28 protein-coding genes are annotated in these 26,476 nt (G+C 46.2%); 7 read left to right on the top strand and 21 right to left on the bottom strand.

The window, feature by feature from the left end; genetic code table 11:
* Window positions 1-195 precede the first annotated feature (195 nt).
* The 10 genes from PAHA3_RS19575 to PAHA3_RS19530 form a co-directional block, all read right to left on the bottom strand.
* Window positions 196-681, bottom strand: coding sequence for a DedA family protein (locus PAHA3_RS19575; RefSeq protein ID WP_062836407.1), 486 nt, complete (start codon window positions 679-681; stop codon window positions 196-198).
* Between the two features lie 13 nt (window positions 682-694).
* Entirely contained in the window at window positions 695-1,240 is a 546-nt protein-coding gene (gene pssA, locus PAHA3_RS19570; RefSeq protein ID WP_062836406.1) for a CDP-diacylglycerol--serine O-phosphatidyltransferase, read from the bottom strand.
* Between the two features lie 21 nt (window positions 1,241-1,261).
* Complete coding sequence (locus tag PAHA3_RS19565; RefSeq protein ID WP_082762910.1) at window positions 1,262-3,010, bottom strand: sensor histidine kinase; 1,749 nt, start codon at window positions 3,008-3,010, stop codon at window positions 1,262-1,264.
* A complete protein-coding gene (locus tag PAHA3_RS19560; RefSeq protein WP_062836404.1) occupies window positions 3,007-3,687 on the bottom strand; it encodes a response regulator transcription factor in 681 nt (226 codons plus the stop codon). The genes PAHA3_RS19565 and PAHA3_RS19560 overlap by 4 nt, the downstream gene beginning before the upstream one ends.
* 251 nt (window positions 3,688-3,938) lie before the next feature.
* Window positions 3,939-4,751, bottom strand: coding sequence for a bifunctional hydroxymethylpyrimidine kinase/phosphomethylpyrimidine kinase (thiD, locus tag PAHA3_RS19555; RefSeq protein ID WP_062836403.1), 813 nt, complete (start codon window positions 4,749-4,751; stop codon window positions 3,939-3,941).
* Window positions 4,752-4,856: 105 nt separating this feature from the next.
* Window positions 4,857-5,555, bottom strand: coding sequence for an ABC transporter permease (locus PAHA3_RS19550; RefSeq protein WP_062836402.1), 699 nt, complete (start codon window positions 5,553-5,555; stop codon window positions 4,857-4,859).
* Window positions 5,548-6,471 (bottom strand): ABC transporter ATP-binding protein, encoded by a 924-nt coding sequence (locus PAHA3_RS19545; protein ID WP_062836401.1) that lies wholly within the window; start codon window positions 6,469-6,471, stop codon window positions 5,548-5,550. Before PAHA3_RS19545 ends, PAHA3_RS19550 begins: the two co-directional genes overlap by 8 nt.
* Before the next feature lie 125 nt (window positions 6,472-6,596).
* On the bottom strand, window positions 6,597-7,529 hold the full coding sequence (locus PAHA3_RS19540; protein ID WP_062836400.1) for a sensor histidine kinase: 933 nt from the start codon (window positions 7,527-7,529) through the stop codon (window positions 6,597-6,599).
* Complete coding sequence (locus tag PAHA3_RS19535) at window positions 7,526-8,191, bottom strand: response regulator transcription factor (RefSeq protein WP_062836500.1); 666 nt, start codon at window positions 8,189-8,191, stop codon at window positions 7,526-7,528. Before PAHA3_RS19535 ends, PAHA3_RS19540 begins: the two co-directional genes overlap by 4 nt.
* A gap of 204 nt (window positions 8,192-8,395) precedes the next feature.
* Window positions 8,396-9,247: a DegV family protein gene (locus PAHA3_RS19530; RefSeq protein WP_062836399.1), complete on the bottom strand. Its 852-nt coding sequence runs from the start codon at window positions 9,245-9,247 to the stop codon at window positions 8,396-8,398.
* 306 nt (window positions 9,248-9,553) lie between these two features.
* On the opposite strand from PAHA3_RS19530, the gene PAHA3_RS19525 reads away from it, so the two are divergent.
* The 4 genes from PAHA3_RS19525 to PAHA3_RS19510 all read left to right on the top strand — a co-directional run bounded on the left by PAHA3_RS19525 (window position 9,554) and on the right by PAHA3_RS19510 (window position 12,892).
* Window positions 9,554-10,330, top strand: a complete 777-nt coding sequence (locus tag PAHA3_RS19525) for an ABC transporter permease (protein WP_062836398.1) — start codon at window positions 9,554-9,556, stop codon at window positions 10,328-10,330.
* Window positions 10,327-11,127 carry an ABC transporter permease gene (locus tag PAHA3_RS19520; protein ID WP_062836397.1) on the top strand — a complete coding sequence of 267 codons (801 nt, stop codon included), beginning with the start codon at window positions 10,327-10,329 and terminating at the stop codon, window positions 11,125-11,127. Before PAHA3_RS19525 ends, PAHA3_RS19520 begins: the two co-directional genes overlap by 4 nt.
* A 22-nt stretch (window positions 11,128-11,149) precedes the next feature.
* Window positions 11,150-12,118: an ABC transporter ATP-binding protein gene (locus tag PAHA3_RS19515; RefSeq protein ID WP_062836499.1), complete on the top strand. Its 969-nt coding sequence runs from the start codon at window positions 11,150-11,152 to the stop codon at window positions 12,116-12,118.
* Window positions 12,119-12,214: 96 nt separating this feature from the next.
* Complete coding sequence (locus tag PAHA3_RS19510) at window positions 12,215-12,892, top strand: succinylglutamate desuccinylase/aspartoacylase family protein (protein WP_062836396.1); 678 nt, start codon at window positions 12,215-12,217, stop codon at window positions 12,890-12,892.
* A gap of 95 nt (window positions 12,893-12,987) precedes the next feature.
* Here the strand turns inward: PAHA3_RS19510 and PAHA3_RS19505 are convergent, their stop codons facing one another.
* The 6 genes from PAHA3_RS19505 to PAHA3_RS19480 form a co-directional block, all read right to left on the bottom strand.
* Window positions 12,988-14,043: a serine hydrolase domain-containing protein gene (locus tag PAHA3_RS19505; protein ID WP_062836395.1), complete on the bottom strand. Its 1,056-nt coding sequence runs from the start codon at window positions 14,041-14,043 to the stop codon at window positions 12,988-12,990.
* A 165-nt stretch (window positions 14,044-14,208) separates the two neighbouring features.
* Window positions 14,209-14,610, bottom strand: coding sequence for a MerR family transcriptional regulator (locus PAHA3_RS19500; protein ID WP_062836394.1), 402 nt, complete (start codon window positions 14,608-14,610; stop codon window positions 14,209-14,211).
* 26 nt (window positions 14,611-14,636) lie between these two features.
* Complete coding sequence (locus tag PAHA3_RS19495) at window positions 14,637-16,124, bottom strand: alpha/beta hydrolase (RefSeq protein ID WP_062836393.1); 1,488 nt, start codon at window positions 16,122-16,124, stop codon at window positions 14,637-14,639.
* 190 nt (window positions 16,125-16,314) lie between these two features.
* Window positions 16,315-16,758, bottom strand: a complete 444-nt coding sequence (locus PAHA3_RS19490; protein ID WP_062836392.1) for a FixH family protein — start codon at window positions 16,756-16,758, stop codon at window positions 16,315-16,317.
* 19 nt (window positions 16,759-16,777) lie between these two features.
* Entirely contained in the window at window positions 16,778-17,227 is a 450-nt protein-coding gene (locus PAHA3_RS19485; RefSeq protein ID WP_047841622.1) for a disulfide oxidoreductase, read from the bottom strand.
* Between the two features lie 188 nt (window positions 17,228-17,415).
* The gene (locus PAHA3_RS19480; protein WP_062836498.1) at window positions 17,416-19,038 is read right to left on the bottom strand and encodes a copper amine oxidase N-terminal domain-containing protein; all 1,623 of its coding nucleotides are present in this window, start codon (window positions 19,036-19,038) and stop codon (window positions 17,416-17,418) included.
* Between the two features lie 335 nt (window positions 19,039-19,373).
* On the opposite strand from PAHA3_RS19480, the gene PAHA3_RS19475 reads away from it, so the two are divergent.
* The 3 genes from PAHA3_RS19475 to PAHA3_RS19465 all read left to right on the top strand — a co-directional run bounded on the left by PAHA3_RS19475 (window position 19,374) and on the right by PAHA3_RS19465 (window position 21,352).
* Window positions 19,374-19,580, top strand: a complete 207-nt coding sequence (locus PAHA3_RS19475) for a hypothetical protein (RefSeq protein WP_062836391.1) — start codon at window positions 19,374-19,376, stop codon at window positions 19,578-19,580.
* 202 nt (window positions 19,581-19,782) lie between these two features.
* The gene (locus PAHA3_RS19470; RefSeq protein WP_062836390.1) at window positions 19,783-20,889 is read left to right on the top strand and encodes a stalk domain-containing protein; all 1,107 of its coding nucleotides are present in this window, start codon (window positions 19,783-19,785) and stop codon (window positions 20,887-20,889) included.
* A 187-nt stretch (window positions 20,890-21,076) separates the two neighbouring features.
* Entirely contained in the window at window positions 21,077-21,352 is a 276-nt protein-coding gene (locus PAHA3_RS19465) for a WXG100 family type VII secretion target (RefSeq protein WP_062836389.1), read from the top strand.
* A 56-nt stretch (window positions 21,353-21,408) separates the two neighbouring features.
* Here the strand turns inward: PAHA3_RS19465 and PAHA3_RS19460 are convergent, their stop codons facing one another.
* The 5 genes from PAHA3_RS19460 to PAHA3_RS19440 all read right to left on the bottom strand — a co-directional run bounded on the left by PAHA3_RS19460 (window position 21,409) and on the right by PAHA3_RS19440 (window position 26,366).
* Window positions 21,409-21,678 (bottom strand): DUF4176 domain-containing protein, encoded by a 270-nt coding sequence (locus PAHA3_RS19460; RefSeq protein ID WP_062836497.1) that lies wholly within the window; start codon window positions 21,676-21,678, stop codon window positions 21,409-21,411.
* A complete protein-coding gene (locus PAHA3_RS19455) occupies window positions 21,678-22,427 on the bottom strand; it encodes a hypothetical protein (protein WP_371327941.1) in 750 nt (249 codons plus the stop codon). The genes PAHA3_RS19460 and PAHA3_RS19455 overlap by 1 nt, the downstream gene beginning before the upstream one ends.
* On the bottom strand, window positions 22,428-23,390 hold the full coding sequence (locus PAHA3_RS30925) for a hypothetical protein (protein ID WP_235599510.1): 963 nt from the start codon (window positions 23,388-23,390) through the stop codon (window positions 22,428-22,430).
* A gap of 45 nt (window positions 23,391-23,435) precedes the next feature.
* Window positions 23,436-24,212 carry a hypothetical protein gene (locus PAHA3_RS19445; RefSeq protein WP_062836388.1) on the bottom strand — a complete coding sequence of 259 codons (777 nt, stop codon included), beginning with the start codon at window positions 24,210-24,212 and terminating at the stop codon, window positions 23,436-23,438.
* 252 nt (window positions 24,213-24,464) lie between these two features.
* Entirely contained in the window at window positions 24,465-26,366 is a 1,902-nt protein-coding gene (locus tag PAHA3_RS19440) for a hypothetical protein (RefSeq protein WP_167350916.1), read from the bottom strand.
* Window positions 26,367-26,476 lie beyond the last annotated feature (110 nt).

The following is a 26,476-nucleotide window of genomic DNA, read 5'->3' as shown; positions in this document are numbered from 1 at the left end:
GGAGATGACTTTGAAACGCTTGAATTTACTTGGAATAGCTTGCGGGCTAGCCTACAGTTCCAAGGGGAAGTTACTTGTAGTCGATTAAATTACTTAGAATGAGGTCTCCGACCGTACATAGAAAAACAAAAAAAGACCACCTTACACTCAAGAGGTCTTCGATCTTTGCCCGTTGTTGCAACAGGCTGTCCCATTTTAAGTTAACACACCGACATAAAAACCAATCGAGATAAAGACTACACACCAGACAAATGCACCAATGCCTGATACGAGAACGTACCTGCCCATTGCCATCTTGCTAATCCCCGAGAAACAGCACATCAGATGACGAATGCCTGGAATGAAGTAACCCAGGATGATGGACCAATATCCATATTTAAGGAACCACGACTCCACCCTGCTGAATCGTTTGGCATTGACGCCGACCCACTTGCCGTATTTTTCAACCAGCGGCCTGCCCGCTTTCTTGCCGATCATATAGCTGAGCAGCCCCCCGGTAAATGCGCCACCGAAACTGACGGCGATGGATACGGAGTAATTCAATACCGAGATGGAGGCGAGATATCCAACAAACGTCATCATCACCTCATCCGGAATCGGCATGCCAATGACACCAAGAGCCAGTAGTCCGTATATTGCGAAATATCCATATTGACCAATAAATTCTTTTGCAAATTCCATACTGACTCGCTCCTTATTTCGGTTCCACAATATCCTTCTCATGAGAGGCTAGCACTTGTTTTAGTGATGGGAATCGGATTTGGCTCACCATGAGACCGGATAGTACAATAATGACAAGATAAGCTACACCATGCGTGAAATAAAGACTCCAAAGCGCGAAAAAGGACATCAGCCCCCCTGCAAATGTAATCGGCATCCCGACAAAACCACTGCTTGCTGTCTTCTGACAGTTATAACGAGCCAGACGCAATGCACCGCAAACCGGAAACAATGCGGTCAGTGCCATTCCCAGCACACTCACTTCATTCATGGAGTTCAGATACAGAATCAGCACGGGGGCTGTTCCGAATGAAACTACATCTGCGAGCGAATCCAGAGCTTTGCCGAACTCACCCTCACAATGCAATTTGCGGGCCGCAAACCCGTCAAACAGATCAAAGAACATCGCTACCCATATCATCATCACAGCCAGGGCAAATTCACCATGAATAGCCATAATGACTGCCAGCATGCCTGAACTCAGATTCCCCAAGGTTAAAATCGATGGTAAAGACTTCATAAGATTTGACTCCCTTTCGTACTAGGCTTTAGGAAAAATAATATAAAAACGGACTCCATCCGGTGTATTCTCCACTCCATAACTGCACCCGTGCAGATCAAGAATCTGCTTCGCAATGGCCAGACCGAGCCCGGTTCCCCCCATTTTGCGATTACGTGAGCGCTCTACCCGATAGAACCTCTCCCATATATACTGGCGCTCAGCTTCAGCAATCTGCTCGCCCTTGTTCTCAATGGAAATGTGAACCAAACCGTCACGTCTGCTGATCTCAATAGTTATATCGGTATGTGGTATCGCATGACGTATAGCATTCATCATGATATTGAAAATAACTTGCTCCAGCTTGCTCCGGTCACCTTCCACCGTCTGCTCTGTTGTGGATACAAGCACCACATCCAATCCTTTGTCCTTCAGCTGCGGACCCAGACGACCGGCGATATCTTCAATCATGTCAGCCAGTGCAACAGCATCCGTATTCAACTGAACCGCTGAAGATTCCAGTCGTACCAGATCCAGCATCTCTTCAACCATCGTTTCCATTTTGATGGTCTCATCGGCGATGATCTCAATGTAACGCTCACGCTTGCTTTCACTTACGCCATCCTTCAGCCCTTCGGAATAACCCTTAATAATGCTGATCGGTGTCTTGAGTTCATGCGATGCATCGGCAAAAAATTTGCGCTGACGCTGTTCAATCTGCTGCTTCATTTCCATATCTGTACGCATCTGCGTGTTGGCCTGCCTCAGCTCTTCCAATGTTTGACCCAAGGTTCCGGATAATGCATTCAGACTATTGGACAGACTGCCGATTTCGTCATTACGCCGGATGGGTGATTTCACCGTGAAATCCAGGGTAGACATTTTCTTGGCGACATGGTTCAGGGCCAGCAGCGGCTTCGTTACGATTCGGGACAGCAGCAGTGCCAGTAACAGAATCAATATAAATGCGCCAATACCAAAATACGCATAGAACAATCGTGTTGCCTCGTTCGCTTCCCTCATCTCCTGTAGAGAGGTAAGCGAGAATATCAGTTGTTGCTCGGGCCCTGAACGATGCACCGGAGCAATGGTGATGACGTTCCGCACACCACTCCAGCTATCCGTCCATTCTTCATTAAGCATTTTGCCATTCGCCAAGGCAAGCTGGTCTTCGGTGGACAAAGGGAACCGACTATCCAGTGCCTGCACCAGCAGTCCCTGTCTCTGACTCCACGTTGCCAGATTAGGAAGAACTACCTCGGTCAATACACCTGACCATTCCTTTACCGGTTCAATCGATTCCTGAAAGCTTTCTGTTCCCCATGCAGCAGAAGTGGCATCCTGGATTTTGAATGGGTAGACCATGGAACCGCTGGCCGGGCCTCTCACCGTCAGTTCCTGCCCATATTTCAGATGGGATGTAATCCAGCCTGCATTCTCACTATTGATAAACAAGGATAAGGACACCTTCACGTGACTCCCGTCCTCCTGAAGCAGCGTAATGTGGAACGGATCATTAACCAGTCTTCCGGTATTCGTCAGAATGACCAGATGCGACTGATTCTGACGCATGAACTTCCCGGTCTCCTTGGCTAGTTGTAAATCACTCCAATGCCCATTGGAATATTGCTGTTCGAACTTGGACAGCTTTTTCTTCATGCTGCTGACCTTCTGATGCTGATAAAAGTCAGGAAACCAGACCAACTGGGCAAAAACCGTCGTTCCGTATAGAAGTACCAGACATCCTGCCATGACCAGGAAAAGCTTCATTGTTACGCCATTTCTTCTCATGCTTCTGCCTCGAAACGATATCCGGTGCCAATTACAGTCCGAATGCACTTGGCTTCATCACCTAATTTACTGCGCAGCTTCTTGATATGAGTATCCACAACACGAGAGTCCCCTTCAAAATCAAATCCCCAGATCCGATTCAGGATGGCATCCCGGGACAATACAATGCCTGCATTTCGTACCAAATAGAGCAACAGATCATACTCCTTTGGTGCAAGCTCCACTTCAATGCCGTCCTTCTCCAGTCGCCGAGCCCATGGATCAAGAGTTACCTGTCCGAAGCGAACCACACCCTGCTCTCGTCCAAATGAACCTTCAACCCGCTTCATTAATGTCTCTGCACGTGCAACCAGCACACGTGGACTGAATGGCTTCGTGACATAATCATCTACGCCCAGCTGGAATCCATGAATTTTATCGTCATCCTCGGACCGTGCAGTCAGCATGATAATAGGTACGGTGGATTGGGAGCGAATATGCCCGCATAATGTCCATCCATCCATTTCCGGCATCAAAACATCCAGAATAACCAGATCCACCTCATGCAGAGCCAACAGTTCCAATGCCTGTACTCCATGTTCTGCTTCTATGACGTTCCATTGTTCTTTTATGAAATAATCGGCCACAATCTCACGAATGCGGCTTTCATCTTCCACCAGAAGCACTGTTCTGATCATGACCGACTCTCCTTTTTAGATTTCTGATGATAACATACCTATTCCATGTGTCGTTCATGTGTCCAGACATCTTTTGGAATGAACCCCATGATATATACGATTAATATAAGCCAAAAGTTACTAATTTTTATCAAAATTCGCACAAAAAAGAAGCCATCAACGAGCAATCTTCTGCTCATTGACAGCTACTTAAATGAAATCGAAGTGTGTTATCCAGAAGTGATGCGCTACTGCGCGCTCACTGGTAACACTTAGCGTTGGTGCTCCAGACGGTGTGCCACATGCAGTGTCGGGCCAACAAAACGGTTCAGCGGGAATCCGCCGGCAATCGCTTTGGTCACGAAGGCTTTACCTTCACGAACAGCCTCTTTCACTGAAAGACCACGAGCCAATCCTGCGGTAATCGCCGCAGACGTCGTGCAGCCCGCACCATGCGTATATCCGGAGCCGACAACATCGGCTTCAAACCATTCGTAGTTGGTTCCATCATAGAGTAGATCCATTGCTTTACCCGGGCTAATTACACCTCTGTCCTTGATCAGAACATGCTTTGAGCCATGGGCATGAATTGCTGCTGCTGCTGCTTCCATCTGTTCTTTGGAGCGAATCGGTCCACTCTTCGCCAGTTGGGATGCTTCGAACAGATTAGGTGTAACCAGATCGGCACCTGGCAGCAGGAATTCGATCATTGCTTCCGTATTTTCCGGTTGCAGTACTTCGTCCGTACCTTTGCAGACCATTACCGGATCGATCACGATCTGTGGCAGACCACTGCGGCGAATATGCTTCGCTACCAGTTCAATAATATCTACAGAACCGAGCATACCTGTCTTCATTGCATCAAAACCGATGCCATCAAGAACAGTGCGAAGCTGCGCTTCTACTACATTTAATTCCACAGGAAAGACCTGGTGATCCCATGTATCGGGCTCCATTGCCACAACCGTAGTCAGTACGGTCATACCATACACACCCAGCTCCTGAAAAGTTTTCAAATCAGCTTGAATCCCTGCACCGCCGCTCGTGTCCGAGCCAGCTATTGTTAATGTTTTTGGAATCGTCATGGTAGTTGCATTCTCCTTTGTGTCTCAGTTGACATTATCCTATCCCTTGTACGAGCGGATGTCAATGGCATCTGAAGCCACACAGAGCATGGTTTTCCGAATGAATCAATTCACATCTTTGGTCTCCAAACGAACCATGGACATCGAAGCAATCCATATACCTACAGCTCCAAGGGTCAGCGGGATAACAATAAGCGAATGAATGGAAACTTCCGACCCGTTGAATCCGGAGCAGACAATCGAAACTAGCAAAATGGACGAGACCATTGTCGCTGTAACAGAATGCTTACGCATACCGAAGAATAGGGGAATGAGTGCCATACACGCAGCCGATAAAGAACTGATACTGTACTTCACCAGAAGTCCCAACATATCCCGATTGCTCAGTGATTCAGGAATGAAGGAATAGAATTGATTAACAATCAACAGCAGTGAACCCATCAACAGATCGGTAACCATAATCATCACAATTGTAAAACCAAACACGATAATCAATTTGGCCGCGATGATTTTATGACGCTGGATGGGATAGGTGAACATGACGTTCATGGTTTTATTTCGATACTCACTGATCACCAGCTTGGATAATAAAGCTCCTGCAAATATGATAAAGGTCGCTCTCGCAAACGTATCGATAATTATAAAGGCGGTCTGGTAATCGGCATAGGCATAATCTTCTGCTCCCATATCCATGAATCCAATCATAATCAGGAAAAGAAGAATGGCTATGTTGGCAATACCTGCACCTGCAAAATTACGTGCAAAGCGGTGCTTCCGCATCTCAAGTCTGATTAGTTTAAGCAACGTCTTCATCCCCTTTTACCAACTTCATGAAGTGTTCTTCCAGGGAATGAGCCCGTTTGGATATCGATTCGATCTCAATGCCGTGTTGAATCAACTTGGTGTTCAGTCCCGATGGAATGATTCCCGGATCATAGATTCGTAACGTTTGGTCATCGACCAGTTTATAATTACTCAAACCAAGCTGGTGTTCAATGACATAAGTCGCTTTGCGGATATCTACCGCCTGTAACTCGATGAACTCATTTTGACTTCCACGAATGCTCTCCATCGATACTTCCTCCACCAAGCGACCGCCGCGAATGACACCAACCGTGTCCGCAATTTGCTCTATCTCGCCAAGAATGTGACTAGAGACCAACAGGGTAATGCGATACTCATTGCTAAGGCGCTTGAACAAATCTCGCATCTCCCGGATCCCTACAGGGTCCAATCCGTTGATCGGTTCATCCAAAATGAGCAGTTCGGGTGTGGTTATGAGTGCACGAGCCAATCCCAGCCTCTGTTTCATACCCAGAGAGAAGTCCTTGACCGGTTTCTTGCCCGTATCCTTAAGCCCTACCGTTTCCATCGTGTTGTCGATGATCTTTTTGTTGTGAAACCCCATGTATTCACAGTGAAGCTCCAGATTCTCGCGAGCAGACAGCTTATCATAGAAAAAAGGATATTCAATAATGCTGCCCATTCGTTTCAACACTTCATAGGATGTAGGTGTAAGCTTCTCCCCAAACAGTTCAATTTCTCCTGTTGTTGGTTTAACCAGATTGGTCAGCATCTTCATGATGGTTGTTTTGCCTGCACCATTCGGACCGAGAAACCCATAGATCTCACCTTGCTTAATACTCATATTGACGTTGGATACAACCTCGACCCCTTCATATACTTTGGTCACATCTATCGTTCGTGCGATATAAGTCATCGTCTTGTTCTCCTTTACGTCCCCTGTCCGGGTTCCTATACTGTATTGTAAAGAGAAAAGTCTGCTTTTTTATTAATCAAATCTTACAAAAACCTTAAGCTTGACCGAAAATGCCAAAACAGGCTCTACCTGGCCTTTAAGGTAACCGAAAATACAGTCCGTTGATGTGGCACACTATGTAAATGAATGCTTCCACCCATCCGCTCAACTAGCCGCTTCGTAATCGTCAGCCCAAGGCCGCTGCCCTGATAGAGTCGATTGCGAGAATCCTCCAGTGTATACATACGTTCGAACACACGGCTATGCTCACTCTCAGGAATTCCCTTCCCTTGGTCCCAGATTTGTAGCGTCACAGGTCCACCTGCCGAATGTTCGAGCGTTAGCCCTAGCACCTTACCCTCTGATCCATATTTCATCCCGTTGGTAATGAGATTATCCAGCACACGGTCCAGTGCTTCTTCATTTCCTTGCACGAAGATATCATCATCAGGTATATCCAGCTCCACATGCAACCCGAGATTGGTCAACATTTCATAAAAGGAGATCATCTTCAACCGGCATAATTCGCTTATATTAACTCGACTAAGCACCAGCTCAGTGTCTCCAGATTCCAGCTTCGCCAGATCGAAAAAGGAATGAATCAGACGTAGCACTTCCTGCGCCTTATCTTGTATTTTCTCCGTCATAATCTTTCGTTCCTGATCGGTCAATGATGGACTGTGCAGCAAGGTCTCACTATAGCCCAGCACAACCGTAAGCGGCGTTTTCAGATCATGCGAGATGTTGGAGAGCATATTGCGCATCTCCTTCTCCTGGTTCGCATAACCGGCCGTCGCACGGTGCGCATGGTCCAGCAGCTGGTTCATGTCTTTCAGAAGTTGGCTAACTTGATCATCACTGTTGAATACAAGCAAGCGCTCAAAGGTGCCTTGATCCAAAATAGCGGATATTTTCTCATGAATATAAGACAAGTGTTGGCTGCGTTTCCGCAATCTCACCCACATTCCAATGACCACAATGACTAGAATAGCTGTTGTACTGGCAAAAATCAGTGTCATGCCTGCTCCGCCTCCAGCTTATATCCGATGCCCCAGAGTGTCTTGATATACTGGGGAGCCGAAGGGTCCACCTCCAATTTCTCGCGCAGACGACGCATATGTACGTTAATGATATTTTCGTCTCCATAATAATGATCGTTCCAGACCGAAGCGTAGATCTGAGCCTTGGTGAACACTTTGCCGGGATGAGTAACCAATAGCTTCAGAATGCCAAATTCCTTGGAGGTCAGCTTGACGGGTGTACCTTCACGTTCCACCTCGTATGTCTCCATGTCGACCACAAGTCCGCCGAGGTGAATACGCTGATCTTTAGCCACTTCAGCCACAGGCTGAGCGGTATAATTGGCGCGGCGAATCGCAGCTTTAATACGGGCAGTCAACTCGATTAATGAGAAGGGTTTGCTCAAATAATCATCAGCACCGAAGCCCAGCCCCAGCGCTTTGTCCACTTCTCCATCCTTCGCAGACAGAATGAGCACAGGTACCAAACTTACTGCCCGAATGGTCTGCAGCACATCCATCCCACTCTTACGAGGCAGCATCAGGTCCAGAATAACCAGATCATACCCCGGTTGTGACTGACTGAATTGACATTCTGCCTCTAATCCGTCATATGCATACGTGACGTCGTATCCCTCTTTTTCCAGATAAGGTCCGACCATCTCACTAATTGAACGATCATCTTCAACAAGCAATAAGCGGTGACTTGACACAAGTTCCCCTCCAACATGAACATTTTTCTTTATTACCTCACAGTTTGTTTGAATTGGCAATGACATACGAAAAAACCTGACAGGAGCACCACTTTGGTATAAAGTGTGTTTCCTGCCAGGTCTATGAGCGTTAATAGATGAGTGCTTATACGTCTAGTCTCTGTATCCGTTCTCGCTGTGTATCCAGCACAGCCCAATGGTTCCTGCACCTGCATGGATACTCACCACAGGAATAAACGGCATGATCTCGGTCTTTAATCTAGGCAATAGATCTGCAATCTGTTTTTTGATTGTGACGGCTTCTTCCTGATTATTCGCATGCATAATGCACACATGCTTTACTTTCTCCACATCCAGTTTGAGCATATCCAGCATACGCTCTTTCGTCCGCTTGAACGTGCGAATCTTCTCATTCACAACCACTTTGCCCTCTTCAAATCGAAGCAACAGATGGATCTTGAGCAGTTGACTGATGATCAGCTGTGTGCCCGACACCCGCCCACTGCGGTGAAGATGCTGAAGACTGGCCGGTATGAGGTAAAAGGACATGTTATCAATCATCTGTTCAATATTTACTTTGATCTCGGCAGCCGAACATCCCTGCTTCTGCCATTCCAGTCCTTGCATAATCATCTCACGATGAGGATAGGCACCTGCCTTTGAATCAATTGCGGTCACCGTCACTCCTGCAATCTCTGCAGCCTGCATGGACGTATGCAGCGTTCCGCTCAGTGCAGTAGAGCAATGAATCGTAATAATCTCATCGTACTTGTCTTTCAGCGACTCATATAGTTCAATGAACTCGCCAATGGGTGGCTGCGAACTGCTCGCACGTGAAGCCTCCGCAAGTTTTTCATAGAACGTTTCAGATGTAATGTCATCGGTTTCCCGGTAACATTCTTCTCCAAATACGATGCGCAGCGGTACGATGTAGATATGATTTTGCTCCGCAAAAACGGGATCCAGTGTACTGGTACTATCGGTGACCCATGCAATTTTCTTCATGACATCCTTCTCTCTTGCCGGATTGTTCGTTCTGTATCCTCAATCGTCAGGCACAAGCCCGGCGGTTTATTTAAAATTTGAATATTTCATATTGTAAACGTTTGCGATACTGCCTCTCAATTATAAAGGAACGGACAGACCGTTGTCTTGTGGCGCAATCATGAACAACCCTATTATTTCCATTTATAGCTAAAAAAATGTCTTGCCTGTGAAGGAATAAATTGGTATGCTGTTGTCCTTCTCTCTTTTTTCGCCTTGACTGAAGTGAACGGAAACGCCGTTCAATCCACTTATCGGAGGTGTCACATGCTTTATTTCACTCTGGCTTCCAAAGCCTACTCCCGGAACCTGCAATACCGCGGGGCACACATGGTCCATAACTTGGCAAGCGCCATGTTCGGTTACATGTACGCCTGCCTTTGGATCGGCATCGGGGCCGATCACACACTCGGAGAATACGGGACACAGGGGATGATCAGTTATATTGCGTTCACGCAATCCTCTCTCTGGATCTCAGGTTTTCTCACGAATGGATTGGGTATTCCCCTATCCGTCAGGACAGGGCAGATTGCACTGGATCTGATGAGGCCTGTTCATCTGTTCACCCACCTGATGGCACGCGAATGGGGGCAGATTGCCTACCAGTTTGTGTACAAAAGTATTCCGATCTACCTGCTCTTCTCCATTGTCTTTTCCCTGGATTGGCCCTCAGACGTTTCAACGTTGTTCTATGCAGCACTTGGTCTTGCCGGCGCCGCATACTTGTCCATCTGCATGAACTACATTATCGGTGCCACGTCGATGTGGACCACAGAGTCCTCTTGGCTTCACTGGGGCAATCACGCGATGATGAATCTGCTGGCTGGTTTTTTCATTCCACTGGAATGGCTACCGAACTGGCTTGAACAACTTGCCTGGATATCACCCTACCCTTTCCTGCTCTATGTACCTACCCGAATCTATCTTGGTTTCGAAGATGGCTCCTTGCTATGGGGAACCTTGCTTTGGTGCGTCTTCATGACGTTGATCTGTCTTGCGATTACCCAAGTGTTACGTCGTAAAGTGGAGGTACAAGGCGGATGAAACGAACTTCCTGGTTCAATTTATATAAAATGCTCATTCGAACGAGCATCCGCAGCCGGATGCAATACAAGTTCAATTTCATCATGGCGTCCGTACTCGCCGCTTTAATTCAAATCTCCGAGTTTCTGATGGTTGCTCTGGTGCTGCACAAATTCGGAGCCATTAAAGGCTGGTCCCTCGATGAAATTGGTTATCTTTTCGCCATCATGACGTTATCCAAAACACTGTACCGCACATTCGGCAACGAGGTTCATCATCTGGAAAAATACTTGGTGGGCGGTGAGCTTGATCAACTGTTAACCCGTCCCATGCCCGTATTGCTGGCACTGCTTCCACAAAACTTCCGCATCATGGCTGGAGAAGTCTTGCAAGGCGGTTTTATTCTCTGCTGGTCTCTAGCAGGCATGATGCAGAGCGGACAGATCGGCTGGACTGCCATTCCTTTCTCCCTGTTCATCATCCTGACAGGGGCAGTGATTCTCTTTTCCATCGGACTCGCTACCGCCACACTCGGATTCTGGACCACACGCATCGAGGAATTACAGACGATCACGGAAGATGCAGCACGAACAGCTGCCCAATATCCGCTAACGTTATATCCCAAATGGATGTCCGGCATTCTGCTAACGGTGATTCCTGTGGGATTCGTCAACTACATTCCGTCACTCTACCTGCTGCGGGGTGAAGGAGGAGCGTGGGTTCTAGTTGCTGTTGCGGCGGTTGCCGTACTGAGCTTGGCTGCAAGTCTGCGTTTCTGGCAATTCGGCATGACCAAATATCAAAGTACAGGTAGCTAAGGAGGCGAAACGAATCATGAACATGATCACAGCACGGCATCTGCAAAAGGAATTCAAAACTCCTGTTATTCGCGAAGGACGTTTCTCCGGGTTACGTACGTTATTTTCACGTGAATATGTGTCCAAGGAAGCGGTCCGCGATATCAGTTTTGATATCGGCCCAGGGGAGTTTGTGGGCTACATCGGTCCAAACGGGGCTGGTAAGTCTACCACGATCAAAATGCTGACAGGTATCCTGCACCCAACCTCGGGCGAGGTCCGGCTTGGTGGTATGAACCCCCATCAGGACAGGCGCAGCACCGTCGGTCGACTGGGCGTCGTGTTTGGACAGCGCAGCCAGCTCTGGTGGGATCTACCCGTGAAAGATTCATATGATATTCTGGCCGAGATGTACGGCGTCCGTGCCGAGGATAAAAAGAAACGGCTGTCCCAGTTCGCCGAGCTGCTGGACCTTGAATCGTTCTGGGCCACGCCTGTCCGCAAGCTTTCGCTTGGACAACGCATGCGTGCGGATCTCGCAGCTTCCATGCTGCATGATCCGGAACTGCTTTTTCTCGATGAACCGACGATTGGACTGGATGTGAACGCAAAGCGGAACATTCGCCAATTTCTACGTACATTAAATGAAACGTTTGGCAAAACGATTTTGCTGACCACACATGACATGGACGACATTGAGCAGTTATGCAGCCGGGTCATGGTGATTAACCATGGTCAACTGACATATGACGGCACGATCTCATCGCTTCGCGAAACCATCGGACTGCCTACGTTAATTCGGGTAACGTTCCGGGGAGCGTTTCACATCCCAGATGTTGTGTCGTCCGCGATACAGATTACAGGAGTGGAAGGACAGATCGTCACCACCCAAGTGAACCGTAAGGAATGGAGCACAATGGACATTCTCAAACAGTTGGAACATTGGGGTGAGATTGAAGATGTAGAGATGAAAGAACCTGATTTTGAAGATATCATTCATCGGGTGTACTAGTCGGCCCATTTTGTAATGAAATTGGATGAAGACCTGTTCTTCTGCCGTTACATGAAAGAGGGACATGACGTACTGTAATAGCGGAGGTGAAGCGTCATGCTTGTGACCAAACATATACTGGCAGCATCCAGCGCACACGCCACTCCCTATTACATCGTACGTGGCATGATGCCGGGACCGGTGATGTTCATTACATCCGGGGTTCATGGGAATGAAACGGCGAGTATGGCCGCTGCACAAAAGCTCGCAGATGATTGTACGACGGGTCGTCGCGTCATTCAGCGAGGGCTGCTGATTATCGTGCCACGCGTGAATCAGAAAGCCTACGCAAAGAAAATCAGAGGTAAGCCAGATCTGAATCGTACGTTTCCACGCCGTATGTCGGGCAAGGCCAAGCATCGATTAGCAGCGGCAGTTTTTCAGCTGGCGCGTGAACATCGGGCCGACTGGTGGCTCGATCTGCATGAAGCCAACGGACTTTCACAGCTTAGTTCGCGAGTGCTCGGACAAACGCTGATTACCAATCCCGGCAGTCGGACGATTCCGGCTTGCAGAAGAGTGATCGAACGGATGAATCGGTCGATTGCGATTCGTGATCGTCATTTTAACCTCAAGCAGCATGAGTTACCGGGATCTGCCCGTACAGCGGCTTCAAGAATATTACAAGCCCGTTCTGTTACGGTGGAGACCTGCTGGAGTCTGAAACGCTCTACCCGGATCAAGTATCAGACGGAGATTGTGCACCATTTTCTGCGTGAAGCGGGCATGTCATGATTGAGATTATGAAGATACAAATAAAAGACACCTTCAGAAGAGAGCGCCCGAGGATACACTTCGGGAGTTCGCTTTGGAGGTGTTTATTTTTGCATTTATCTCTGCATCATTGCTTCCAGAATTTTATTACCCACAGGGTCCAGCGGCATGAGTGGATAAAGGTCTTTTTTAGTTATAAACTTGAATATCGCATCCAGATACTCATCCACAATGGAGGCTGATCCAAAACAATAATTGGACAATAATACGACGCCTATCCCCTGTTGCTTATTTATAGCCAAATAACTGGAGAAACCAAATGTGCTACCGTTATGCCAGAGAATATTCTGATCTGAGATATGATCACTAAACCATCCGTAACGATGAGTTGAATCTCCAATCATTACAGGCATGTGACTTTGTTGCATTGCAGAGACTGGCGGATGATCTTCATTCAGATTGGCCTGCACAAATAAACACATATCGTGAAGAGACGACTTGATCGCCCCTGCCCCTTCATGTACACCAGTATCCCAATGAGGCATCTTTTTCCCCGTTGACGTATGTCCATCTACAAATCTGCCATTCTGTTCTGCATTCAGCATAACAGCTGTCTCCGTCATCTTTAATGGACCTGTGATATATTTTTTCAGCAGATCGTCATATGTACTGCCTGATACTTTACATAGGATATAACCCAGTAAGCCCACGCCGGTATTGGAATACTCAAATGAACCCATCTGATCCGTAAAGTCAGCATCCGATAAAAAAGCAAGTAAATCATCCTCCGTATAATTTGAAAACGGATTGTATCGATTTTTCTTCGAAGACAGGTTTGTAGCCATTCCAGGTAATCCAGAGGTATGCGTAGCAAGACTTTTTAAGCTAACCTTATTCAAATAATCGTTTTTACCATTGTGTATGTACTTACCAACCGTGTCATCCGTGGAAAGCTGCTCTTGATGTTCCAATTCTAATAGAAGGATCGATGTAAAAAGCTTGGTTACAGAGCCGATTTCGAACAATCTGTGTTCGGGAGCCGCCGTGCTCTTCTTTTGGGGATTGCCTACCGAATGATATTCGATATCGCCCTTTGTAATTATGCCAATCTCAAGATGCAGATGTTTCTTGCCTTTAATGTAATCGGATACAAAATCTTGTAAATCCCTCATAGAAAATGTTACTCCTTTTTGGTGTAAATTTCATTATTGGAATATTGAAATTGCTTTAACCACCACTATGTATTGGCAAACTACACTATGTATTCGTTTTAAATCTCCGATTCCCTGCTCGTTAGTCATCTCCTGTTTTTCTGCTAAACAGGAAAAGAGCCGCGATTACGGCTCTTTCTTTGTTACCCTGAACGACTGAATATAGTTGTGGATATCATCTTCTGGCGTCTTAAGCAACCTGGCCAGATGAATCTGCATCTGTTCCAGGTGATCGATATGCTTCTGAATATCAGCGATTCGGTCAGAAACGAGGGATTTTAACGTCTCACTTTCCATATCCTCCTGGCTGAGCAGTTGCAGCGTCTCTTGTATTTCTTTTAAGGAGTAACCCAGCAGCTGGGCGTCCTTAATGAACTTAATTTTGACCAGATAATCCTCGGTATACACCCGATATCCGTTGGAGGAACGACGGGGAGCAGGCAGAATCCCGCTATCCTCGTAATAACGGAGGGTTGCCATACTCACACCGGTACGCTTGGCCAACATTCCTCTTGTCATGGTTTCCATGCCTACTCCTCCACCTTTCTGCGGACTTATTGCGTTTGTTTGTTGCGGATCTTGGTATACGTGGCATCATAGGTGACCTCGGGAAATTGCGCTGAAGAACCTTGCAGCAAGGGCTGCTCTTCCCCTTTCAGATAACGGTCAAAGAATGCCAGCGCATAGGATCTTGTTATATCCACATTATGTTCTGGCGTCATGCCTCTGGCGAATAGTTTCGGTGAGATTAATGAAATATCCGTAAAGCTTTGATGGAAGAAATTATCCACCGTCAGATAATAGGTATCATTCAGACTACTTGTCATCACTCGATCCAGATCAGGCTTAAACTCTGGATAGGCTACTTTTTCCGTTTCGGTGGCATCCGGTTCCAGACTTTTGGCGGTTCCACCCGACATGATATACATAAACGGCTGTTTCAGGGCTGTCTTGGATACGGTTCCCCAGAATCCGCCTTCCAGGCTAAGTCCTGCTTGGAATCGCTCATCCTGCGCCAGTGCTTCCGCTGTCGTTGCCCCACCATATGAGTGACCCATGATGCCCACTTGATCCAGATCAAGTTTGCCTTGGAGCAATTGATTCGGGTCATGTGAATTCCATTGGGTAAGCGTATCGAGCACAAAGCTTGCATCAGCTGCACGGATACCTATGCCTTCTACATTATATTGATACAATTCCGCTGACGTTGCAAATTCAGGGTCAGCCTGATAGGAAACTTCACGTCCATCGGGAAATGTCACTTGTGCTGACGTATAAGGGTGATCTATCCCCACGACAATGTAACCATGGCTAACCAGTTCCTCAATCATCGTCATGCTTTGAAAACGGGCTGAGCGGACACCCGGCGAGAATAGCAGAACCGGATACTTGCTTTGGACGGTGGACATCTCAGCTCCTTGCACCACATGTGTTGGAATGGTATCCAGATAACTGAACACCTGAGATGGAATGCCAAACACCAGACTGATCGCTTCTCCCAGTTCACTAGGGTAATGCTCCAGCGGCAGCCCTTGGACGGCCTCCTGATCCACCGGGTACCATACATTAATCATAAGTTCACGTTTGTCCCCGGTCTCGGGTGTTTTGGTCTCTTCACGAGATTCATCCACCAGGTGCTCAGAGAACGTGCCAATGGCATATGAGCCGGTTGGTTCAGGCATTGTAAAAGCAGGTAACAGCCAGGTCAGTATGATTGAACCTGCACTGAAGGCCAGAACCAGAATCGATGCCAGCGTCATCTTAATCCATGAACGACGGTTGGATTTCTGCGCGCTGTGAACATAACGGCCACTGCGGTATGATTTCATGAGTTGAATGATTAACGTTATGAATAATACAAGTGTAACGATATAGGTTAGTATCATCTGCACCCGAAATGAATTGATTAAGCCATGCAGAAGCACTGCCAGAATCAGAGCTGTGAGTGTCCCCATTATCATTGCCCAGCGCTTCGGAAACACCAGCATAATTACTGTAACAGCTACGGTTACCAATACCAAAATCCATTCTAAAATTCTCATTATCCAGCCTCCAATATTCCTTGATGAATCAAGAATAAACCTTGAAGTATACTTCAAGGTCAAGGCTGAATATGTGAACGAAAAACGGGTGAAGCAAGCCAATTGAAACACATTGAAACACCCGATGAATATACCCTACATCCAGCCCGAATGCACTTGTACGGTATATTCATCGGGTGACCACAAATGACTATTCTACGGTTACCTTTGTTCGAGGCATGGTATGCATCGCTCCTGAGGTCACATGCGCCTGCACCACGTACACTCCGGGTTGCTGAAACACATGTTTCACTTCATATATACCATCACCTATAGATACAGCCTTCGTCGCTCCCCGAGATTCAAGCTCTTCGGCACTCATCATTCCTTGATCGAATGAAGGTGCTTCGGGTTCATCCTGTTCATTCCATACCTGAAACTGTACATGATCCGCATCATTTACAGACTGATCTCCCTGTGTCAGCTTGATCTGCAAAGCGACCTCTTCATTCACTTTCGCCTTATCCGGCATCATAAGTTTCACCCGGATCATCTCCGGCATCTCCCCGGAAGCAGACTGCTCCTCATAGGAGCAGCCAGCGACCAAAAGGATCAGCACCAGGAAGGGCGTGAACCAACGAGCTTGTCCGCTCATCACCATCTATCCTTTCTTATCAAGAAGATTTTGGTGTTTTGCCGATGCCCCACAGCATCACGATGATGATAATAAAGGCAATCAGTGCCAATAGCGGAATGGTGATAAATCCAAACCAGTTCAAATAGTCGGTATAACATGGAACCTTGCCGCACGCCACGGCATTACCTGTAGCCGAAAAAATACGCTGGATCGTTACATGATATAACGAGATGCCGCCACCGACGAAACTAAGTGGGAGCACGTATTTCGTGATGCCCACGTCATCCTTAAAGTAGGCAATGCCCAGCAAGATCGTTAGTGGATACATGAATATGCGCTGATACCAGCACAGATCACATGGAAGAAAGCCCTTGATCTCACTGAAATAGAGACTGCCCCCTGTTGCAATAACGGAAACGGCCCAGGCAACAAATAACCGGGTATCCACATTTCTCGCTGGACGCTCCGATTTTGATGATGTACTCATTCCTCTGTCCCCCTTTTCATTTTGCTTATACCAAATTATCATACCTCATTCTAGACTCCATCGGCTATTCAAGCTGTTATGTAGGTCATTACTCGATGATTATACCAAATTTTTGAACTTTTGGGTGAATACAAAAAAGCTGCCGTATGGGGCAGCTCTTTTGCTTGATTCATATGAAAAACGTTGGATTACATGGATTTAGTCAGCGTAATGGAACCATCTTTTTGTGCCCATTTCACGTCCCAGTTCAGAAGTTCAGCAATGAAACGCAGGGGTACTTGCGTACGTCCATCTTTGTTTACAAATACAGTTGAACCCACGTTTTTCTTCACACCGTTCACTTCCATCACGTTGTTGTTCACCCAGAATTCAAGGGTATCATCGCCAGCCATTACCGTTACTTGTTGTGCTTTTTTGTCCCATTTCACTGTTGCACCAATACCTTCACTTAGGAAGCGCAGTGGAATGTATGTTGTGTTTTTCCAAAGTACTGGTGTTGTGTCCATGTTGGTTGTTTTGTCGTTAATTTTCAGCATTTTGCTGTTCAGTTGCATCCATACTGTTGTCATTTCCGGCGCGGGTGCAGGTGTTGCTGGCTCTTGGAATTTGTCATTGAATTGAGTCACGATCGCGTTACCCAGGGCTTGACCTACACCGAACATCACTTTGAAGCCTTCACGATTTGTTGTGTAAGAAGCATCATAATTACCTGCTGCATATTGATTCAATACGTTTTGCACTTGATTCTCATGCGTTGTCAGAGCTTGTTGTCCTGCTGCTTTTGGCAGATTGCCAGCTGTTGCCGAATCCAGGAATGTAGCAAACTCTGTTGTGAATCCATCAATACGTTTCTCTACTGCTGCACGAGCCGTAGCATCGTTGTTTTTAACGGCTTTTACGTAGTCGCTTTGTGCATTAACGTGGTTGGTTACCCAAATTTTCTCGAAAGCATTGGCACCATCGTTGCCGTAAACGGAAGCAATCGCTGCTTTGAAGTCAGCTGTGTTTCCAGCTTCAGCTGTAACCAGTGCGTTGGAGGCTGCTGTGCGTCCATCAAATTCCTCTTGCATTTGCAGAGCCGAAAGCGCAAAGTGCTCGGAAGCCAAGTGGTTGAGTGCAGATCTCAGATCAGCTGCTTTCGTATCCGCTTTGGTATTTTCGAATTTCTCAGGCATTTGTGTAGTAATGGCCGTTGAGAGCGCCTTACTTACGTCGAACATTTCTTTGAAACCTTCACGGTAAGCCTTGTATGCATCAGCATAATCTCCAGCTACATACTCATCGAATACTTTTTGCACGAGATCTTCATGTACTTGCAGAGCCTGTTTGGCTGCTGCTTTTGGCAACTTGCCTTCGGTAGCTGTGCTCAGGAATGTGGAGAATTCATCCACGAAACCGTTGATGTTTGCCTGTGCTTGTTTGATCCCAGCCTGGTTGCCCATTTTGGTTGCTTTCACCAGATCATCTGTGTATTTATTATGAGCGCGGAAGATACGTTCGAATTCTTTGGCACCAGCGTCACCGTATAGGGAAGCGATTGCCGGTTGCATATCCAGTGCATTCTGGTCGAGTGCTTTGTAGGCTGCATCTGCATCTTTAGCTCCGTCATATGCTTTGGCCATTGCCGTTACTGCGAGTGCAAAGTGCTCGGACAACAGGTGGTCCAGGTTCGCTCTCAGGTCAGCTGCAGGTGTGTTCACGGATGCTTTCATCATGGTCATCGGTGTCTGTGGTGCGGAAGCTGCTCCAGCGATCCCCGGCATCAACAGTGTCAAGCTAAGTACAGGTGCGATAAACTTCTTCATTTTCATTTTCATTACGTGTTCACTCCTCGATTATGTTTTGTGTATAATTTCTTTCCTTGTCGTCGTCTTCATAGGGTGTAACGCAGGCTTCTCCATTCTGGATCACTCTGTGGGCAAAAAAAGTTCGCAGCTTTCAGTGAAGAAAGCTACGAATGCCTGTTGTATCAAGGTTTTTTAGGATTAAAAAAATATAAAGTTGCAGTGATCTTTCCTATCCGAGACGATATACCATCTGTAAGATAGGTACTTCATTTCCCTTAATTTCTCAATTGAAGCTTACATCAAAGGTTAACCTGAAGTACAATGAAGAGAATCATATTATTCGCGAAGGAGGTCCATTCATGACCTGGTTGCCTTATGTTTTAATTGTGGGTATCGCCTTATTTGGAGGTGTTGCTACCATGATCATCGGAAATTCGAAAGCCAATCAGACCAGTAATCCCGAATATGATCGCCGCACAAAGCAAAACCTCAGTAAACTTTCCTATGTATACGTCGGTGCGATTGTACTTGGTTTTGGCGGACTAATCCTCTATCTTTTTAACTAAAATGTTTCGATTCGGCAAAGAATACGTTCAAACATGCCAAGCAACTTCAAGTTTCGTTCTACATTCTCCATGTACATGCACATGTTTACAAGTTGGAGATAATTCAGAATTATTCTGGATATGTTCGGGGTTTAATATAAAGCCATAAGGGACAGCGAGCCCATTAAACAAACCAAACCCCAACTTGAAGGAGAGATATATGATGAAAAAAAACATGAAAAAATCTGTAGCAACAATGATGGTACTGGGCATGACTTTAACAGGAGCAACGGGTGTATTCGCCGGAACGCAGCTGGAAAAAATCTCTGCATACCTTAACCATGGAATCAGCTTTAATGTTGATGGCGCGGCTTACTCACCAACGGATGGCAATGGCAACAAGCTTGCACCAATTACCTATAACAACTCCACTTATCTGCCTGTACGTGCGCTTGCCGATGCGCTACATGTACCTGTATCCTATGATGGCAAAAAAGGACAGGTCATTATTGGCCAAGCGACAAGCAATCCATCAACTCTAACGAATGTAACGTATAGTACAGCACAAAAAGACGCCATTCAAAAGGCTTTTGCACAATTCGATGGGTTCGAGACCGCTTATGCACCTCAGCAGATGATCGCAGGTGATACGTTCAAAAGTGTAGGTGCGGGTGGCGATGGCGTCAGCTTTGTTTTCAACCATATGAAAGTGGATGTGTCTCCAAGAGATTATTCAGACGGCTATACGAGCAAAGATGTGAAACTGTCCAATGGCGTGATCGCCAAATGGTACACACCAGATCAAACGGGCATGCTCACATTCCAACTGGATGATCGCTACGTTACACTTAGCTCACCGGATCATAAGCTGAGCCAAGCTCAGCTGCAACAAGTCGCTGTCTCTGTTCAGAAGGTAACTGGCAACAACGATCAAGGGATTACTGCATTCGCAGATGTGAACTATAGCAAGCAACAATTGGATAACATTCGCAAAGCATTTGCAAAGTTTGACGGGTTCACAACTGCCTATGCCCCACAACATATGGTTGCTGGAGATTCGTTCAAAAGCGTAGGTGCGGGCGGTGATGGTGTAAACTTTGTTTTCAATCGTATGAATGTCACGGTATCCCCTAAAGATTATTCGTTCAGCTATGATGGCAAAACGGTAAAACTGCCTAATGGCGTATCCGCCAAATGGTATACACCCGATCAAACGGATATGCTCACGTTCAAGCTGGATGATCGTTATGTAACATTCAGCTCGCCGAATAACCAATTGACTCACAATCAACTGGAGCAAATGGCGGTATCTGTACAGAAAGTGAAATAAACAAAAAAGAAACACACATCACTTCGGTCCCACTCTATAAGCTGGGGCTGATTGATGTGTGTTTTGTACTATGAAGACGCGCTGAATTGGTCTGAAAACAAGGCTTTCGTCCAGCTTCATTTTGAAAAGGATGGGGTTATAATGAAGTGTAAAGTATCTTATATCCGAACGAAACGGAGTGGACATCATGAACCAACGCATTGATCTGTCCCCAGAAGAACTTCAACAACTGGCAGGTGAGTTCAACAAGGCATCCCAAAATGGACAAGATATTCTGGCCCAACTCAAAACGATGATTGATCAGTCTGAGGGGCAGTGGGAAGGCGAACGCCAGCGGGAGTTTCTCGGGCGTATGAATGACAGCATGACAAACATAAGTCACTATTTACGCGGTTTACAGGAGACTGGCACCAGTCTTCAGCAGACAGCGACGCGTTTCCGTGAAGCGGATCAGTCACGTTAGGACTGATCCGTTTAGTGGCATTTCCTCATATGTAGAACCAACCTTTACAACTCAGGTTATTTACGCTCCAGTTCCGCCGCGAATGTTTCCTCCTCCTGATCCACATATCCTCTGAAAATAATCTCTTCGATATCTTCGTGATTGAATACATACGTATAATCCGGATTAATGTAACCCTCGGGGTATAAACAGCCAATATAATCAAATTGACGGGGTGGTTCTGTCATTAACATCTGCTTGCGTCCATAGATAACAAGCTTTTTGGTGCCTTCTTTTAAGCGAATAACAGACCCATTCGGCAGTAAGGTAGATGTTTCTTTGTCCATCATGTAATCTTCCTCTCTGTATTCTGTGTTGTATTGCCAGCTTCCACAGGCGTGTTCAGTACGCGGCGAAGCCAGTAGTACCGATGCGTATCCATTATAAAATGAAATACAACAAAGGCCAGCATGATATACACACTCATGAGCACAACAGCAACCGTCTGTTCGGTAACAAAGGCCAGAGAAATATTGGCCAGCAGATAACCACCGCCAGTCAGCATAGTCAGCGTCGCAACAGGCATGCGACCGCCTTTATCAGACTTTTGCCTGTTAGGTGACTGCTTCAATCTGTTGATGTGAAACTTCGCATACTGAAAGAATGCAAAACCGTATACCACAAACGAACCAATCGCATACCAAGGCGTTGTCAGGCCTAACATGCCGTAGGCAAACTTTTGAATAATCATCATAAAGCCCAATGAACATACGATTCCGAATACACCTCGAAACAGAACGTAATTCAATTGCAACCTGCGGGGAGCCACAATCAGAGCAATGGCCCATACATTCATGACTGCCAGCGGCGGGAGCAGCAAATAGGCATACAACGGCTGAAACGGAACACTGAACACTGGGATGAGCAGGAATACATTGAGGAAGAAAAGAACGAGCGTACCTGCACTGAAACGAATTCCGTCCACGGCGTATACCGCAAGATAGTTCTCGAATGCATCCCGATTATAGGATGTTCCTTCATACACGGCAGATTCGGAAGTAATGGATGTCTTGGTAGTTCGTTTATGACTTCCCATCTATTTGAACCACCCGGAAACCGTAGACCATGCTTTCTTCGCTCCATGTTTTACAACATCCTTCACGGAATCATCCTGCCCATCGCCATCCAAATCCATATTCATGGTTACCCCTTCTGCAAGATACGTCAAACCTACAGATACACCCAAGCCGACTGCACCTACTGCCAGTACAGGCGCCGCCGCAGGCAGAATGGCCGCTGCCAAGAGAGTCGCTCCCACCGTTGTTGCCCCACCGACCACAACGTTACCAATAATATCACCAGCAATCTTGTCACCGGACGCATTCTGACTGATGTTCTCCTGCGTATCCGTGAATACATCAATACCTACACTCGCCCAACCCAGCTTGTCCGTTAATGCCGATTTGACTGCATAACCTGGCTTCATCATCGAGGCGATTTCCTTAATCTGAGGTGTAGCTGTTCCGTTCGCTATTTTGGCTTCAATGTCTCGGACATAATGGATTTTGTAGTCCCTTGGTCTGCCGTTCACCAACGGATTACCTTTCACTGAATCATAGCTTTCGCGAACCAAAATACGTGGCGTGTTTCGGTTCAGCTCCTGCTTGACCATATAACCGTTTTTCACTCGATATCCCAGTTTCGCGACAGCCGCAGCAGCGGTTAGCGTACCTACTGTGCTTCCGGGGCCATCAAATGGTGCTAGCAAATTAACACCCGTAAGACCAAATCTCCCACCTGATTGATCCTCCTGTTCCATCTTCTCACGAGTAGTCTTTACATACGCAGCCAGCTGCTGCATACTCTGTCCAGCAGTCTGAAACCGCTGTTGATGTGTCTGGTACAGACCAATAATGGTCTGTCTATTCCCCGACTGCCAGGCTGCTCCCTGAATGGCTTGTTGCAGAACACTATCCACCTGTTGCAGCTGTGCCGTCACCTGTTCAATCTGCTGTGCGAGTGAATTCAGATAGTCTGCCTTCATGACAATTTTGGTCAACTGGATCCCCCCTTGGTTTACATCTATGTATGGCTCATGTCGGGCTTAAACTTCGGACAGTACGGATAACGATCGGGTCGTTAGCAGAAACAGGCTTTGCACCAGCTCTTCTTCCGTTACCTTGAAAGCTGTTAATAGATCGTTCTCTTCCCCTTCAAGGAACAACCAGTTCCCGTGGATACTGCCTATAAAATAAAGGGTTTGTGGCTGTCCTTCCCGTCCTCGAGTATATACCTCGAAATTCCCCCACTTCTCAAGCGTGGCAAAGCCTTCAGTCAATGTCTGCATTAACGCTTGATCCAGATGCTGGTCCTCTTTCAAAAGAGATTCGAACTTTTCCAAGGCTGAATCTACTGCCAACGCAGACAGATGTTTTAACGTTTCTCCCTGTATGAGTGTACGAATCGTATCCTGTGATTGAGGGTTCACATTGGATACTACTGGGTCGGGTAGTTCAATTCGATTCCCCATGACCTGAAACATTTCTTCGAATTCATCAAAAGAAGTCAGTACCGCCTGATCTTGTGCAGGTTTCCAGACCCACTCAACCATCTGCATGCCGCCTGACAAAAATCCATAGGTCACCGATGATTGCCCATCTGCTGCACGCAAATCGAGTCGGGTTATTGCACTGCTGAGCTTACAGCCCATAAGCAGGTTATGTACTTCCGGATCGATGGTCATCTGCTGGTTATCCAATTCAATAACACCATCTTCAACTAAACCTGCGAGAATCTGCTCATAGGTACGTTCGACCTGCTCCCCCTGTAATGCAGGATCATTCAGATCCGTGAGAAGCTGATCCGCTTCCGGAATATTCATTATATGAAACAGAAACAAGGCCTCCCGGCCGGAACACTGAAACGATGTATATGAAGGCAAGGTCATTCCCCTTTCCCAAGTGGTCAATATAAAGAGGTGGCGAAAGATTCTATTATTTTATTGTAAAAGGAACCTTGGCTGGGCTCAATGCGCCCCCACTCCTGATGTGAGACGTTAAGCCTGATTATATTTACCCAAAAAAATGAAAAAGGCACAGCAAAAATGATGCTGTACCTGAACTGCTTATTATCTTTAGAATTTATTTTTATCAAATGGTTCTGGAAGCTTCAAGGAGTACACCATCGTTGATTTTCCTTCATTCACGGGAAAAATCATATTAAGCACACCATCTTGTAACATGTTTTCTGGAATCTTGGCTGTGCTAAATCCCCACTTCCTCTCAGGTATGTCCGTTAAAGATACTTTCCCGATCACCGAAGTGTAGTCTGGATTGGTGAACAGCAACTCTGTAATTGAATCTTTAGAGGAGGAAATGGTCAATGTTCGATCAAAATTCAGCACTACACCATCAATTCGGTCTGGCACAGCTGATTCCATCGGCCTAGTATTTACCGGATCTAATTGGTAACTGTCCCCTACCCGATCCATCCATCGTGCACTTGCCTGAAAAGGGAGAATTTTGGGCTCCATGGCCAGATCAGTACCCTTTTCTTCATCGCTTATGCTTAATTGTTTGTTGTACCTGCTTCCTTTTGTCTCCGATACTTTGAGCCCCAAGTCCTTACTCCACTGACCCAAGGGAATAAAGGTCTGATTGTACAGCGTCAACAATTGTTTTGAAGGCTGATTTACACTAGAAGAACGCTGTCCACGAGTGAAGATGATCCGATCCTTACCGAGATTATATTGAATATGAAATGCTTTAGTGAATTCTTCTAAAGGAACATAATGCTGCCCTTCCATGTAGAAGGAAGGCTGTCCTTTATACTCTAATACACCCTGGTCAGACTTAATAGCTACAGGCTCCATCGGGAAAAAGACATTAGAGAACTGAAAGGAATTCCAGTATTTTTTCCAGTCACTGTACGTACTATAATTCAATTTAAGATGTTTATTTTCTGAAATAACATATAAGGATGGCGGGTAAGAACCTGGATTGGAAAAATACTGTTCAATAATATACTCATCCTCAGTAATCCATTGGATACTTTCGGTACGAGCGCGATAAGGAGAATCATAGGAACGAACCCGTTTAAGGGTCTTCAAATCATAGATTTGTACCTTGGAAGACTCCTTTTTACTATCCAGACCGTTCTCTGTGACCAGAACCAATGTTTTTCTTTCGGGTGAGATAAATGATTGCACATAGCCCACTCGCTCTTTAATCAGTGTGGTTTTTTTGCCATTCTTGGTTACAACCACAGTCCAGTCTGATTTCCGATCCCTCGTGTTGCCTTGAGAAACATTTAGATGAACATCTGCACTTACCTGAAAAGCTTTAGTAGACAAGCCCGTCTTCTGGTCGGGCTTCATCCACAAGTCGCTTACTTTTGCCTTCTTCCCCTTTATACCGCCATATTCAAGGTAGTGACAATCTAAAGTATCTGTGCAATAAACCCCAAAATTACGGGTTTGTGGAATCGGTGATACCACATATTTGGTGTCTGTAAAATCTCTTTCCAGCAAAATCTTTCCACGAGTGTATACTTTTTTTCCTGTGACCATGGAATAGTAGTTGGATTTAGGTACGTTTTTCTCGTAAATCGTATAATATATTCCGATTTGAGGTTCCAAGTAGATACGGTTTTCGCCCTCATGGACCTTGCGAAGTGTGTTCGAGCTATAGTCATACTCATACAAAACGTAATAATACTGCTTATCATCCGTGGCATAATAAGTTATGTATCCTTTTAATCCTGCTGGTGTGTCACTAACAATAGGATCATACTGATGGGAAGTTGTCGTCAGACCGGTATGTATCCGAGGAAGGATAGCTGGATCGGTAAAATGATACTCATTTTCTTTGATTTCACCAGTATCAAAACTTGTTCGAAGCGTAGTCACGGTCACCTCCGTGCCTCTGACTGCAAAACGAATGTTATGTTGCACCCGATCTTTGGATGAAATGGATCGCTCTGTGTTCTGTGCGGTTTGAACTATTGAAGTGGACGCTGAGACTGTGAATTCCGACATGCTAAGTATAAAAATTGAAACTAAACTGACGATGAGCCATTTGCATACTCTGGACATACTTAACTCCTTCTCTATGTAATAAATTTGGTTGAGACTCGTTAAGTATAGAA

This window comes from Paenibacillus amylolyticus, assembly GCF_001570725.1.
In the GTDB taxonomy this organism is placed as follows: Bacteria; Bacillota; Bacilli; order Paenibacillales; family Paenibacillaceae; genus Paenibacillus; species Paenibacillus amylolyticus_A.
Note: the sequence above shows the minus strand (reverse complement) of the source record. Positions and strands in the feature narration are given on the sequence as shown.

Bases quoted from the DNA above. Each gene is read 5' to 3' on its own strand.
- PAHA3_RS19575 (WP_062836407.1), bottom strand. From the start codon at position 681: ATGGAATTTGCAAAAGAATTTATTGGTCAATATGGATATTTCGCAATA.
- pssA (WP_062836406.1), bottom strand. From the start codon at position 1,240: ATGAAGTCTTTACCATCGATTTTAACCTTGGGGAATCTGAGTTCAGGC.
- PAHA3_RS19565 (WP_082762910.1), bottom strand. From the start codon at position 3,010: ATGAGAAGAAATGGCGTAACAATGAAGCTTTTCCTGGTCATGGCAGGA.
- PAHA3_RS19560 (WP_062836404.1), bottom strand. From the start codon at position 3,687: ATGATCAGAACAGTGCTTCTGGTGGAAGATGAAAGCCGCATTCGTGAG.
- thiD (WP_062836403.1), bottom strand. From the start codon at position 4,751: ATGACGATTCCAAAAACATTAACAATAGCTGGCTCGGACACGAGCGGC.
- PAHA3_RS19545 (WP_062836401.1), bottom strand. From the start codon at position 6,471: ATGACTTATATCGCACGAACGATAGATGTGACCAAAGTATATGAAGGG.
- PAHA3_RS19540 (WP_062836400.1), bottom strand. From the start codon at position 7,529: ATGACACTGATTTTTGCCAGTACAACAGCTATTCTAGTCATTGTGGTC.
- PAHA3_RS19535 (WP_062836500.1), bottom strand. From the start codon at position 8,191: ATGGTCGGACCTTATCTGGAAAAAGAGGGATACGACGTCACGTATGCA.
- PAHA3_RS19530 (WP_062836399.1), bottom strand. From the start codon at position 9,247: ATGAAGAAAATTGCATGGGTCACCGATAGTACCAGTACACTGGATCCC.
- PAHA3_RS19525 (WP_062836398.1), top strand. From the start codon at position 9,554: ATGCTTTATTTCACTCTGGCTTCCAAAGCCTACTCCCGGAACCTGCAA.
- PAHA3_RS19520 (WP_062836397.1), top strand. From the start codon at position 10,327: ATGAAACGAACTTCCTGGTTCAATTTATATAAAATGCTCATTCGAACG.
- PAHA3_RS19515 (WP_062836499.1), top strand. From the start codon at position 11,150: ATGATCACAGCACGGCATCTGCAAAAGGAATTCAAAACTCCTGTTATT.
- PAHA3_RS19510 (WP_062836396.1), top strand. From the start codon at position 12,215: ATGCTTGTGACCAAACATATACTGGCAGCATCCAGCGCACACGCCACT.
- PAHA3_RS19505 (WP_062836395.1), bottom strand. From the start codon at position 14,043: ATGAGGGATTTACAAGATTTTGTATCCGATTACATTAAAGGCAAGAAA.
- PAHA3_RS19500 (WP_062836394.1), bottom strand. From the start codon at position 14,610: ATGGAAACCATGACAAGAGGAATGTTGGCCAAGCGTACCGGTGTGAGT.
- PAHA3_RS19495 (WP_062836393.1), bottom strand. From the start codon at position 16,124: ATGAGAATTTTAGAATGGATTTTGGTATTGGTAACCGTAGCTGTTACA.
- PAHA3_RS19490 (WP_062836392.1), bottom strand. From the start codon at position 16,758: ATGAGCGGACAAGCTCGTTGGTTCACGCCCTTCCTGGTGCTGATCCTT.
- PAHA3_RS19485 (WP_047841622.1), bottom strand. From the start codon at position 17,227: ATGAGTACATCATCAAAATCGGAGCGTCCAGCGAGAAATGTGGATACC.
- PAHA3_RS19480 (WP_062836498.1), bottom strand. From the start codon at position 19,038: ATGAAAATGAAGAAGTTTATCGCACCTGTACTTAGCTTGACACTGTTG.
- PAHA3_RS19475 (WP_062836391.1), top strand. From the start codon at position 19,374: ATGACCTGGTTGCCTTATGTTTTAATTGTGGGTATCGCCTTATTTGGA.
- PAHA3_RS19470 (WP_062836390.1), top strand. From the start codon at position 19,783: ATGAAAAAAAACATGAAAAAATCTGTAGCAACAATGATGGTACTGGGC.
- PAHA3_RS19465 (WP_062836389.1), top strand. From the start codon at position 21,077: ATGAACCAACGCATTGATCTGTCCCCAGAAGAACTTCAACAACTGGCA.
- PAHA3_RS19460 (WP_062836497.1), bottom strand. From the start codon at position 21,678: ATGGACAAAGAAACATCTACCTTACTGCCGAATGGGTCTGTTATTCGC.
- PAHA3_RS19455 (WP_371327941.1), bottom strand. From the start codon at position 22,427: ATGGGAAGTCATAAACGAACTACCAAGACATCCATTACTTCCGAATCT.
- PAHA3_RS19445 (WP_062836388.1), bottom strand. From the start codon at position 24,212: ATGAATATTCCGGAAGCGGATCAGCTTCTCACGGATCTGAATGATCCT.
- PAHA3_RS19440 (WP_167350916.1), bottom strand. From the start codon at position 26,366: ATGTCGGAATTCACAGTCTCAGCGTCCACTTCAATAGTTCAAACCGCA.